The organism is Psychrosphaera sp. (genome assembly GCF_982872775.1).
Genome location: NZ_CEYNSH010000007.1, coordinates 1 through 12,868, shown reverse-complemented (window position 1 = coordinate 12,868; position 12,868 = coordinate 1). Strand labels below are relative to the sequence as shown.

Annotated in this window: 10 protein-coding genes; 5 read left to right on the top strand and 5 right to left on the bottom strand. The window is 41.6% G+C overall.

Translation table 11 applies throughout. The features are described 5' to 3' along the window. Positions 1-10: 10 nt before the first annotated feature. The 4 genes from AC4E96_RS03360 to AC4E96_RS03345 are packed head-to-tail and all read left to right on the top strand — an operon-like array spanning position 11 to position 5,479. Entirely contained in the window at positions 11-436 is a 426-nt protein-coding gene (locus AC4E96_RS03360; protein WP_490254910.1) for a GntR family transcriptional regulator, read from the top strand. Next, complete coding sequence (locus tag AC4E96_RS03355; protein WP_490254909.1) at positions 429-1,343, top strand: ABC transporter ATP-binding protein; 915 nt, start codon at positions 429-431, stop codon at positions 1,341-1,343. The genes AC4E96_RS03360 and AC4E96_RS03355 overlap by 8 nt, the downstream gene beginning before the upstream one ends. 2 nt (positions 1,344-1,345) lie before the next feature. Next, the gene (locus AC4E96_RS03350; RefSeq protein WP_490254908.1) at positions 1,346-3,235 is read left to right on the top strand and encodes a hypothetical protein; all 1,890 of its coding nucleotides are present in this window, start codon (positions 1,346-1,348) and stop codon (positions 3,233-3,235) included. An 18-nt stretch (positions 3,236-3,253) separates the two neighbouring features. Further along, on the top strand, positions 3,254-5,479 hold the full coding sequence (locus tag AC4E96_RS03345) for an alpha/beta hydrolase family protein (protein WP_490254907.1): 2,226 nt from the start codon (positions 3,254-3,256) through the stop codon (positions 5,477-5,479). A gap of 139 nt (positions 5,480-5,618) precedes the next feature. Here the strand turns inward: AC4E96_RS03345 and argS are convergent, their stop codons facing one another. From argS to AC4E96_RS03320, 5 genes are all read right to left on the bottom strand, one after another. Then, a complete protein-coding gene (gene argS / locus AC4E96_RS03340; RefSeq protein WP_488031955.1) occupies positions 5,619-7,355 on the bottom strand; it encodes an arginine--tRNA ligase in 1,737 nt (578 codons plus the stop codon). A 31-nt stretch (positions 7,356-7,386) separates the two neighbouring features. After that, positions 7,387-8,976, bottom strand: coding sequence for a peptide chain release factor 3 (gene prfC, locus AC4E96_RS03335; protein ID WP_488031956.1), 1,590 nt, complete (start codon positions 8,974-8,976; stop codon positions 7,387-7,389). A 250-nt stretch (positions 8,977-9,226) separates the two neighbouring features. Then, positions 9,227-10,543, bottom strand: a complete 1,317-nt coding sequence (locus AC4E96_RS03330) for a methyl-accepting chemotaxis protein (RefSeq protein WP_490254906.1) — start codon at positions 10,541-10,543, stop codon at positions 9,227-9,229. A 101-nt stretch (positions 10,544-10,644) separates the two neighbouring features. After that, the gene (gene rimI, locus AC4E96_RS03325) at positions 10,645-11,106 is read right to left on the bottom strand and encodes a ribosomal protein S18-alanine N-acetyltransferase (RefSeq protein ID WP_490254905.1); all 462 of its coding nucleotides are present in this window, start codon (positions 11,104-11,106) and stop codon (positions 10,645-10,647) included. 96 nt (positions 11,107-11,202) lie between these two features. After that, positions 11,203-11,574, bottom strand: coding sequence for a hypothetical protein (locus tag AC4E96_RS03320; protein WP_490254904.1), 372 nt, complete (start codon positions 11,572-11,574; stop codon positions 11,203-11,205). Positions 11,575-11,700: 126 nt separating this feature from the next. Here AC4E96_RS03320 and AC4E96_RS03315 point away from each other — a divergent pair, with 126 nt between their 5' ends. Further along, positions 11,701-12,561 carry a hypothetical protein gene (locus tag AC4E96_RS03315; RefSeq protein WP_490254903.1) on the top strand — a complete coding sequence of 287 codons (861 nt, stop codon included), beginning with the start codon at positions 11,701-11,703 and terminating at the stop codon, positions 12,559-12,561. Positions 12,562-12,868 lie beyond the last annotated feature (307 nt).

Sequence of the window (12,868 nt, the reverse complement as noted above, 5' to 3'; positions counted from 1 at the left end):
AGAGTGGTTAATGACAGCAATCGCGGTAGCAAATATAAAGATCACACCCGGTGATACCCGACCTATCTTCCGACAGATAGTCGATGGTCTGCGCCTTCAAATTGCCAGTGGTGATTTACCTATTGGTAGCAAGCTTCCTAGTGTAAGAGGCTTGGCACAACAATTGACCATCAACCCAAACACTGTCGCAAAAGCTTATAACGAATTAACCAGCCAAGGGTTGTTAGAGGCCCGCTCTGGTCTTGGTGTATTTGTCGCTAAGCCAAAGCAGAAGTACAGCCAAGAAGAGCAACAAACTCAACTAAACAACGCAGTTCAGTCATTTGTTAATGAAGTGGCTTATTTAGACTTTGATAAACAAGCGCTTATAGATGCAGTGGACACTGCGCTTGATTTACTCCACAAAAAAAATAATGCAGGAAACAATAATGGATAATACGTGTATCTGTATAACAAATCTCACCAAGGAGTTTAATGGCAAAGTAGCATTAAATGACTTGTCATTAACTCTCAATTCAGGTGGTATTCACGCGATCGTCGGCAGCAACGGTGCGGGAAAATCTACGCTTTTTCGAGTGCTACTCGGTGTTGAGACAGCGACTTCAGGACAGGCGAAACTGTTCAATCAAGACTGTCGCTCTTTACCTGCTCACATTAGAGGTGAAGTTGGTTATGTTAATGAAGAACACACTTTACCAGTCTGGATGCGCGTTGACGCCTTATTAGCTATGCAAAAGTCAATGTACAAAAACTGGAACGAAGACTTATACCAACAAGTCGTCGGTTACTTCGATGTTGATCCAAAACAAAAAATATCTGGACTGTCCCGTGGTGAGCGCGCAGGACTAAATTTAGCCATGGCATTAGCTCAGTCTCCAAGCTTATTGATTCTAGACGAGCCTACTTTAGGTCTTGATGTCATTGCAAAGCAGTCATTTATTGAAGCGTTACTATTTTGTGATGCCAAAGAAAACATGACTATTATTTATTGCTCTCATCAAATGGAAGAAATAGAACGCCTTGCTGATAGCCTTATTATATTAGAAAAAGGGGTGTTAAAAAATCAGTCATCACCAGATACATTTACCGACAGAATCCGCCATTGGATTGTCGATTTAAGCCAATCGAATGTTAACCCACATCAAGTCGAAGGGTTATTGACCTACAGACTCATCGATGGTGCTCACCATCTTTACCTTGTCGACCAAAACGAAAGTGCCACCAGAGACTACCTAGACAAAAGCGGAGCCACAGTATTGGCCGTCAACGAGATGTCGTTACCAGCTGCAGTAAATGCGTTTCTAACCAAAAACCATAATGCGCCACGCGCCCAAAGAGGTTAATTATGTTCGAAATATTTAAAAGTGAATTAACTAGATATCAAAAATGGGCATGGCTGTGGGCCTTATTGCTATTGGCTGCATTTGGTTTTATCAGTAAACAAAAGCCCCTTCTTGAGCATCACATTGCCCAATCATTATTTAATAACTTGCTACTTATAGGCGGATCGTTTTGTTTCGGTTTGTTGCAAATGCTTTTACACAAACGCAAAAACCATTGGACATTTCTTATTCATCGGCCGGTCAACTTGAGTAAGATTTACCTTGGCCTACTCTTTGTCGGTCTAGTGGTTATTTTCATTGCGGTCGCGTTCCCATGGCTAATCGCTACCATGGGTATTGATATAAGCGGCACTTACATTGTAGATACACGCCACTACAGTTATATCGTTTACCTATTTTTGACGTGTGTACTCGCATACCAATTAGGTCAATTCATAATTCTAAATGCGAGTTGGGGCGCCATAAGTTTGGTGGCAATAATGGTCGTCGTTTTGGCTCCAATTGCAAATTCAACACTTGCTCAATTTGGGCCAGTGATAATATTCAATGTGATTTTACTTTATTTGAATTTACGCAGCTTCAAACCAGATTTATCAACGTTTTTGCGTCGTCCATTGGATATATTGTTAATCTCTGTACCAATGAGTTTTTGCTTAAGTGTCATATTACTTGTTCTAACTTCAGTGTTTTATCACATACCTAATTTTATCCTCGGCACCCACCCAGACTTCGCTCCTCCTAAAGATGTAATAAGTTATCTTTATCGAGTTAAAAACGAAGAGCTTCTGCCTCATTTACTTAAAGACTCGAATCACCCACAAAAAAGTAGCTTAGTTGCACAAGCCAAACTGGCCGATACGGTTAGCTTTAAAATGTACAATCAAAAAGAAGGTCGACTTGGTCAGCTTTATGTCGACGATGTTGGCAGCAGACTCTCCGACACTAGTGACACCGAGTGGCTATTTTCTCATGATCTAGGGCTTATATTGCCTAACTCGAAACAGCTTGATAAAAACACAATAGCCATCGGCAAAAACGGCTTTATCGAAGACTTTCGCTTAGCTAAACCAGAAGATAAGTTTGATGAAGTACCATGGCTTGCACCCAATCACTATGTCACCAAACAAAGCCTTGTTTGGGTCGATTTTGAACAAGAATACATTCAAACTCGTTTTACCTTAGAACCTAATGAGTTCTTTATGACCATGCCGAGACAAAATAATGGCTATACGTACTTGGTAACAAATCAACGCATCGTGCTTTTCACCAACCAGGCTTATCTAGATCAATATACTCCTCTGCAAAGCTTAGTTGCTCTTCCGCACCCAGTTCCTATTGAACAAATCTGGGGAGCAAATGCAGTAGAGCTTCCTCAAGGCTTCGCCATGATGTATTACGGTCGTGATTATTTTGGTTTGGACAAACCCGCAGCTAGCGTCATTTTGAGCCAATTTGATGGCGGATACACGCCCATAGCTGAAACTCGCTTTACACCATATATCTACCCGAAATGGGTCATGTACTTTGATTATTTGATTTCGCCTGTTCTTTATTTTGGCCGAGCATCCCTATTTGATCTGTTATCGACGGAGAGTGGCGCCGTGATGCGTCATACAGACCTTAAAAAACCGTTTGCCAATTATCCAAGTTCCATCAATACTGCGGCGTTTGTTTTGCATTTAATTAGCTTAGCTTTAGGGCTCTTTTTTATGCGCTTCCACAAACTCTCAAATCCAACTCGCTTGGTTTGGCTCGGGTTATTTGTGGTATTCAGTTTACCGGCGGTGGTCAGCTTTTTATTCCTTAATCCATTTGTTGGTGTATATCGCCGTCGCAAAACTCCTGAGGATAAGCTTGCAGTGACCAACCTTTCAGAAGTTACCACAAACTAAATAAGGGGTAATACTTCGATGGCGCAATTTATCTCTATTTTTTTATTAATCGTGATTACGTTCAGTGCAAGTGTTTCCATGGCTCAAGCTAATGAATTAAAAACTCAGGAAATGCGGCAACATAAACCTGAGCAAATGGACTCCCTTGGTGGGCCTTTGTTAAGCCGTAGTACCATTCTTGAACTAATTGATGAGCCAAAGCCGATCCTCAGTCCGTCTGGTAAATCTGTTGCATTTATCAAGCACAATAACAAACTCAACGTTCAAGAATTGTGGGTTAAAGTGTTACCCAATTCTAAACCTTATAAAGTTTTAACTAGCTCAGAGATCAATAAGCTTCAATGGGCAAGATCAGACGAGTACTTAATATTTCAAAATGAAAATAAAGTAAGTGTAGTTGACAATAAACCCAACAGTTATCCGCAGTTTGTAGCCACTCTCAACAGCCGTCATGAAGCAAAATGGATAGGACTGAGCAACACTTACAATGTTGGTGTACTTGTTCATAAAAAAAATATGAGGACCAATCAGTATGAGCTTTACAAGTACACGCTAAATACACCCGCTCAACGATTGTTCAGTTCTGATTTTCAAGTTGACGATGTATTACTTCATTCTACGAACGAAAATGTTAATCCCATTCAATTTATTAAGCTATATAAAGACAAACAGTTAGAGATTTATCAGGTGGTCAATGATGTTAATCAGTTTCCGATTGGGATGGAGCAACTTGGTTTAATTGCTACCTGTGTTATTGGCGATCCTTGTAATTTAGTGGGAATCGGCAGTAAAAATCAGTCTTTGTACGTCAATGCCCGCTTAAACGGTGACAAGGCAAGGCTTCATAAAATAACTCTCATAGACAAGCAAATCACCCCCGTCTTCTCCGAAAGCTTATTGAATAAAACAACTAATCAAACACATAGCTTTTTTAGCTCAGACAAATTTGATCTGGCCGGTGTTATTAACCAACAAAATGAGACGTCGAGCATTGAAACCGGTTTTGCCCAAGTATTTGATCCAGAATTACTTGTTATCAATGATCTTCTTCGAACCTATATTCCCCTGACGCCACAGGCAAAAAATAAACTTGAACGGGCGCATGAAGTATTTAAGAATAAAGACAAAATACTAAATATCCAAGCTAGTATTGATGGTCAATTTTGGTTAGTGAATGATGAAAGCGCCAACCGCTCTAACCGAGACTATGTCTGGATTGATCACAATACAAACCAACGACATACCTTAGTACTTTCTGAGACACAGGATTTAACAACGTTACGGAACCAAACCTATACCCAAGTCGTCGAATATCAGGTTAGTGACAAAATGTGGCAGTTTGGCTATTTGACATTGCCTAGTCGAGTTGTTGTATCTAACTCAACTGATTCAAAAATATCCCGACCAGAGCAGAATTTCGAATTAGATTCCCCCTTTCCGCTTGTTGTTTTTCCTCACGGTGGCCCTTGGTCACGTGATTACGGGCGTTGGGATCCACTTGTCGCATTTATAGCTTCAAGGGGGTATGCAGTGTGGCAACCTAATTTCAGAGCGTCTATTGGAATGGGTCACCGCTATACCCACAGCGCAAACAAAGACTTCGGTGACGGTATTGTTCAACGGGACATTATCGATAGTCTAGAGGCCTTGAAAAGCTTCCCAGAGGTTTCCCAAACTGAGATAGCAATTGTTGGTCACTCTTTTGGCGGCTTTTCAGCTTTGGCGGGATTGAGCTTCACACCTGACTTATTCAAATTTGGGTTTGCCGGCGCGCCGCCACCAGATTTAGGTCACGCCATTCAATTTGTTGATAGTAAAGATATTCGAGATTCAAATGGTCAACGGCTCACGTTTTTTAGTAATCTAGCTGCGGCACCTGACGATAAAAATGCGCTAATCACTCTTGAGCAAAAATCGCCTCTTTCTCATTGGCGCAGGGTAAACAAACCACTATATATCTGGGCTGGGCTGTATGATAATCGGGTTGATATCAAACAAGTAAGGCAATATGCAAGTTTAGCCAGTACCGTTGCGTCAACGACCTTATTGGTGGCTCGACAGTCGGGACACAGCCCTAAACAAGGTGTGGCGAGGGAAGCATACATGTATTTACTGGAAACGGCCTTGGCTAAACATTTAGGGGGTAAGCACGAACCCGAGGTTTCAAAAACGTTGGTACGATACTTAAAGCAGGCGCTTCAAATTGATGCCAATAATGTTCTCGCTCTAAGCTCAATTAATTGAGCTCGTAGACTAATGACAGTATTAAGCCGGTTATGAATATGAACTTAGTTTGAATTGGTCTAATAAACACTTAAATGGCTAAACAAAAAAGCGGCGCTTATAACAAGCACCGCTTTTCTTATCTCTGGACTAAGATAGCTTACATCTTTTCCATTGTCTCAATGCCTAGTAAATCTAGGCCTTGTTTCATTGTCTTAGCAACCAACAAGCTTAGAGCCAAACGACTTTGTTTTACTTCTTCTTCGACTCCATCTTTTAAGATTGGGCAAGCTTCGTAGAAGCTCATGAACAAGCTAGCTAGCTCGTATAAGTAAGTACAAAGAACATGTGGCGTTAAGTTTTGGCTAACTGAACCAATCACTTCAACGAATTGTAACAACTTAACCGCTAACGCTTTTTCTTGCGCTTCGCTAATTGTTACTGCTGTATTAAAGTCAGATGTATCGATTCCAGCTTTTCTGAAAATACTTTGAATACGTGTGTACGCGTATTGCAAGTATGGCGCAGTATCACCTTCAAAGCTCAGCATGGTATCCCAGTCAAAAATGTAGTCCGTAGTACGGTTCTTGCTCAAGTCGGCGTATTTAATTGCGCCAATACCGACTTTACGAGCGACTTCTTTTTGTTCTTCAGCTGTTAATTCGTTTGCGCGTTCAGCTAATAACTTCTCTGCGCGTTCAACCGCTTCATCAAGTAAGTCAGCCAACTTAACTGTACCACCTGTACGCGTCTTAAATGGCTTGCCGTCTTTACCTAACATCATGCCGAATGGACCGTGTTCGTATGTCGTTTCTGGCTTTAATAAGCCGCCTTTACGACCAACGATTTCAGCTTGTTTGAAGTGGAACGCCTGACGTGCGTCAGTGAAAATGATGATACGGTCAGCATTTAAATCAAATGAACGGTATTTCATTGCTGCTAAGTCAGTTGTCGAGTACAAGTAACCACCACCAGACTTTTCTACAATATAAACCGCTGGTTCACCGTCTTTATTTGCTAACTCTTCAATAAATACAACTTGCGCACCTTGGTCTTCAACGACAATACCCTGTTCTTTAAGGTCTGCTACAACTCCAGGTAACATTGGGTTGTAGGCACTTTCACCCATAATGTCGTCATTGGTCAGTTTTACGTTTAATTTTTCGTACACTTCCTCTGAATGCTGAATCGACACTTCGATGAATTGCTCCCACAACGCTTTACATTGCTCATCACCACCTTGTAGTTTCACTACGTACTCACGAGCGCGATCAGCAAAGCCTTCTTCTTCGTCAAAACGTACTTTTGCTTCGCGGTAAAAGTCTTCTAAGTCAGACAGTGCTGTTGTTGCAACTTGGTCCGCGGCAAGTTTGTCTTGCAGGTGTGCTATCAACATACCAAACTGTGTGCCCCAATCACCCATGTGATTTTGACGGATTACATCGTGGCCCAAGAACTCAATGACACGGGCGACGGCGTCACCAATGATGGTCGAGCGCAAGTGACCAACGTGCATTTCTTTAGCAAGGTTAGGTGAAGAAAGGTCAACAACCACTTTTTGTGCCGTTTGTGTTTCAACGGCCAGTCGAGGATCAGCAATGGCGCGTTCAACTTGTTTTGCCAACCATTCTGGACGAAGTTTTACGTTAATGAAGCCAGGTCCTGCAATTTCTAGACTCTCAGCTACGTCGTCAAGCTCTACGTTATCAACAATAACTTGGGCAATATCACGCGGCTTTTGCTTCAAAATTTTTGCCAGTGCCATCGCACCATTAAACTGGTATTCGCCAAACTCAGGTCGAGTGCTTTTTGCTAGTGGTGCCGGCGCGTTTTCTGCACCTTCAATTTTGCTCAGCGCTTGTTTAAATCTATCTTGTACTAATTGGAAAACGTTCATTTATTTACCTTTATATAACTTGTCTGCTGAACTAATGTTCGCGTGTCTCAGAGAATTGAACGTCTGGATAACGTTCCATCGACAAGTTCAAATTAACTCGAGTTGGTGCAATATAAGTTAAGCTGTCACCGCCATCCAACGCTAGGTTCGATGAACATTTACGGCGGAATTCATCCAGCTTTTTCTCATCGCTGCAGGTCACCCAACGCGCCGTTGCCACGTTGATATTTTCGTATATTGCTTCAACGTTGTATTCTGACTTAAGTCGTTGAACAACGACATCAAACTGAAGTACACCAACCGCACCAACGATTAAATCGTTGTTATCAAGTGGTCTAAATACCTGAACAGCACCTTCTTCTGATAACTGAATTAAGCCTTTTAATAACTGCTTTTGTTTCAGAGGATCTTTTAGGCGAATACGGCGGAACAACTCAGGTGCAAAGTTCGGGATACCGCTAAACTTCATGTCTTCACCCTGAGTAAAGGTGTCACCAATTTGAATGGTACCGTGGTTGTGCAAACCGATGATGTCACCTGGGTAGGCTTCTTCAACTTGAGCACGGTCACCTGCAACAAAGGTCAACGCATCTGAAATACGAACATCTTTACCAAGACGCACGTGCTTCATCTTCATACCCTTTTCATATTTACCAGACACGATGCGCATAAACGCCACTCGGTCACGGTGTTTTGGGTCCATGTTTGCTTGGATTTTAAAGACAAAACCACTAAAGCTATCGTCTTGTGCTGTCACTTCCTTTACATCTGTTTGACGTGGCATAGGCGTTGGCGCCCATTCAGTCAAACCGTCTAGCATATGGTCAACACCAAAGTTGCCAAGTGCTGTACCAAAGTAAACAGGAGTCAATTGGCCAGCCAAAAATAGATCTAGTTCAAATTCGTGTGACGCACCCAAAACCAATTCTAGCTCATCGCGTAATTGCTCAGCCAAATCTTCACCGATTTCAGCATCAACTTCTGGGTTGTCTAACCCTTTGATAGTTCTGACTTCTTGTATTGTATGACCTTGACCTGACGCATATAAAATAACTTCATCACGGTGAATGTGATACACGCCTTTAAAAAGCTTTCCGCAGCCAATTGGCCAAGTAATTGGTGCACAAGCAATGTTTAGTTCTGATTCAACTTCGTCCATGACTTCCATCGGATCGCGAATGTCACGGTCCAATTTGTTCATGAAAGTAATGATCGGCGTGTCTCTAAGACGTGTTACTTCCATTAACTTACGAGTTCTATCCTCGACACCTTTAGCCGTGTCGATAACCATTAAACATGAGTCAACCGCCGTTAGGGTACGATACGTATCTTCTGAAAAGTCTTCGTGTCCCGGAGTATCAAGTAGGTTTACCAGTCGGTCATTATAAGGGAACTGCATCACAGAGGTGGTGATTGAAATACCACGGTCTTTTTCCATTTCCATCCAGTCAGACTTGGCGTGCTGGTTTGAGCCTCGGCCTTTAACGGTACCGGCAGTTTGTAACTGCTGTCCGAATAAAAGGACCTTTTCAGTGATGGTTGTTTTACCGGCGTCGGGGTGCGAGATAATCGCAAACGTTCGACGTTTGTTTACTTCGTTTAATACGTTTTGATCAGACATTAAATTGGTTCTTAAAATTGAAAAATGGGCGCATTTGAACAGGCCCAAATCTATCATAAAATTTGTCGGCTATTTTCGCCGATCTTGAGCTGATAAACAACGCATCAAACAAACTTTAATCAATATTTTCACTACTAATTACCAAGCTTTATTAATTTTTATTCGACAAAAGCGATTCCTCTATTCTATCGATGTAAATGTCAATTCTGTTGTGGTTGTTTTCTTGGTTTTTAAACCCGACTCAAGACTGTTAGGAGGTCGACAGTTGTGTCACCGTATTCGCAATTTTTTCTGACTCTGTGCGGATGTCTTGAATCAAATGCATGGCCGATTCTAGCTGCTCGTTCACTTCAGTGACATTGGTTTGAATTATTCCCATATTGTCTTCAGATTGTTTGGTCAATTCAGAATTAAGCTGAACAATATCGGCGATTTCACGAGTTGCGCGACTTGTATTTGCAGCCAAATTTCTAACTTCATCCGCAACAACGGCAAAACCACGACCGGCTTCCCCTGCTCGAGCCGCCTCAATTGCGGCATTTAGTGCAAGTAAATTCGTTTGTTCTGCAATACTCGAAATGGTTGTTACAATTTGGGTGATTTGATGAGATTGTTCTGTCAGACGATTCATTAAATCGGTAGCCTGATCAACCGCTTGGTTTATTTGACCAGCTGTCCGGGTTGCAGTTTGAATTGACGCTTGACCTTGAGAGGTAATTTCTGCCGCTTGCAGTGCTGATTGTCTTGAGCTTTCAAACGTTTCCTCTACCATTTCATACTGATTTATTCGCTCAGTAATATTTTGAGCAAATTTAACCACTCGTGTCACCTTACCGGATTTGTCTTTGACGGGGTTGTAGGTCGCCTCTAACCAGATACTTGTGCCTGTTTTCGTTATTCTTTCAAACATTCCAGTCTTAAATTCGCCACTTGCCAATTCTCGCCAAAAGCTATCGTATTGAGATAAAAAGCCATCCGGGCAGAATATTTTATGTTCTTTCCCAACAATTTCTTCTAGTTTGTAATTCATGGTGTCACAAAAGTTTTTGTTCGCATTTACGATCTTGCCATCAGGTGTAAATTCAATGAAAGCAAAGGATTGCATTAACGCTTTAGCAACCGCTTCTTGACTATCTAACTGAAGCTTTTTGGAAGTGACATCTGCCGCAACTTTAGCAACTTTTACAACATCTCCTTCATCATTAAATATTGGGAAATACGTTGCGTTAATCCAAAGTACTTCACCGCTTTTTCGAACTCGTAAAAACGTCCCATGATTGCTTTGTCCAGCCGCCAACGATGCCCAAAAGTCTTTGTACTCTTGGCTTGCTGCATATTCGGGTTCACATAATAGCTGATGGTGTTTACCAACTACTTCATCGTATTCATACTCTACTGCAGACAAGAAAAGATCGTTGGCGTAAGTGACGACTCCAGTCGGTAGAAATTCAATGTAGGCCACACTACTTTTAAGAGCATCAACAACTTGTTTGTCAGACTCCAATACTTTTATTTTCTGTTCATAACGTTCGATAGTGTCAGCTGAGACTAACTTAGGGAAAGGCATAGACGGTCCATTTTTAAATTGCGTCTACTAAATATAATCGGCTTTTGAAAATTAGCTTATATTTTGGATATTTTTTTAAAGAATTGAAATTTTGTATTTTTTTAAAGGACACGCTTCATTGTTAATGCGTCTTCTTTTAAGTTTGAATTTGGAATAGCGTAGTATTGGCGCCGTATCCCCTGCTGTTCAAACCCAAAGGCTTCATAAAGTGCGATTGCAGCCGTATTAGACGCACGCACCTCCAACCAAATTTCTTCTGCGCCTGCGGACTGGCTATGGGTAATTAAATCACTCATTAAGCGCTTACTCAGACCTCGTCCCTGATACTCATTGGCCACACATATATTTTCTAACGATACCTCACCTGCAATACTTTCTGAAAAATAGTATCCAATAAGCTCAAACTGGTTGCCGTTGACTTTGAATAAACCAACATTGTGACTTCGCGGCGAAAAACTTTGATTGACGATTTTCTCTGACCACGGTGTCACATGAGCGTTTTGTTCAATGTTAAGTAACTCGGGGAGGTGTGAGTGATTCAGTGGTTCTAATTGGGTTTTCACGATTTTCTATTTTCTTTTCTATTTACTCTCACTCACTAAGATTCATTCTTATTAACTAAGAGTCACATTGAAGACTGACGTTAGTTTGATAATGCGTTAGCCAAAAGGCACCGCATGGTCGGTTATTTGCTCCCAAACTTTGCGCCAATGTTGATGAGTCATCACATTTAAACTCGGCGTAATTAATTGGGTTTTAGTGGCAATCACACGTGTCGTGTTAGCTTGAATTAACCAGCTAAATTTATTCGTAAGATGAATTCGCTCTCCATCGATAAGTAAATCGGGAAACACGACTTTTAAATCGGTGAGTAATGACTCGGGCAGCAATACATCTTGAACGGGTGTAGACTCAGAATCTGCCTTTTTAGGTGGTGCAACAGGCTGCAAAAACGACACGCCAAGTTGTTGCATGCAATCTATCTGATGAGGTGTGTACATAATCGCCATATCCACTGATGTTGAGTTCAAAATACTACCTGAATAAAGGTAAAAGTTCCACGAATCTATTGAGTGATTAATAATGCTACATACACCTTTAAAAATCGTGTGGGCTAATTTATGATTGAATAACCAAGTACTGAGATATGATGTTTGATGGCATTTCTTCGAGTTGTTACCTTTTTATTACTTTCGGCGTTATTAATAGCCTTACCGGTAGTGGCAAACCAGCCATTCAAAATAACTTGGGTCATGAGTGACACCCCGCCATTTCATATCGAAAGCGGTAAGTTTTCAAGCAAGGGAATTTGTGATGGATTAATTAGTGAAATTGAATACCACAATCCTGACGTCCACTTCGACACCTTGATTGCCCCAGAAGTCAGAATAAGTAAAATGTTGGACGATGGAGCGCCAGTGTGTTTTCCTTGTATGATTTACCGTGAGAAAGCAACTTCGCGTAGTCAATATTCTATTCCCACAACCTTGTATCCACCTTATGTTTTGATTATCAAAAAATCAGATAAAACGAAATTTGAATCTTTTGGGTCGCCAGTTAAATTGGAACAACTATTACAAGATAGGAAGTTGCGTCTAGGTAGAGAAGTGGCCAGAAAGTATGGTGATCTACAAGAGATGATTCAAACAAGCCCAGCCTATCAGAACTCAATAGCTTCCCATAATTCAATTCGTTCTAGTGAAGCAATCGCCGAACTCGTGACAAAAGGCAGAGTCGATTATGCGATTGATTACCTTACGACCTATCGTTACCTCACATTGACGGGTCATGAGTCTTTAGCCATGCTGCCGATTGAAGAAGCTGGCGACTTTGTGACAGGCGCGATTGGCTGTTCGGCCTCTAATCCTGAGTTTTCTAAAAAAGCATTAAAAATCATCAATGAAACGTTGAAGGAATCAGTATTAGCTTCGCCAGCATACAAGGAACACTTGTCATTTTGGATGGACAGTTTTCCTGACTACTGGAAGTATTTTGAAAAAGAGGTTTTGAAGAAGTAGAAAATGGAGAGTGGAGACCGCTGTTCTACCAAATTTCAGGTACAAAAAAACCGCAACTAAGCGGCTTATTTCTTCGAATTGGCAGGGGCGGAGGGACTCGCCCCCCCAACCAACGCGTCTTTTTATGGAGTGTGGAGACCGCTGTTCTACCAAATTTCAGGTACAAAAAAACCGCAACTAAGCGGCTTATTTCTTCGAATTGGCAGGGGCGGAGGGACTCGCCCCCCCAACCAACGCGTCTTTTTATGGAGTGTGGAGACCGCTGTTCTACCAAATTTCAGGTACAAAAAAACCGCAACTAAGCGGC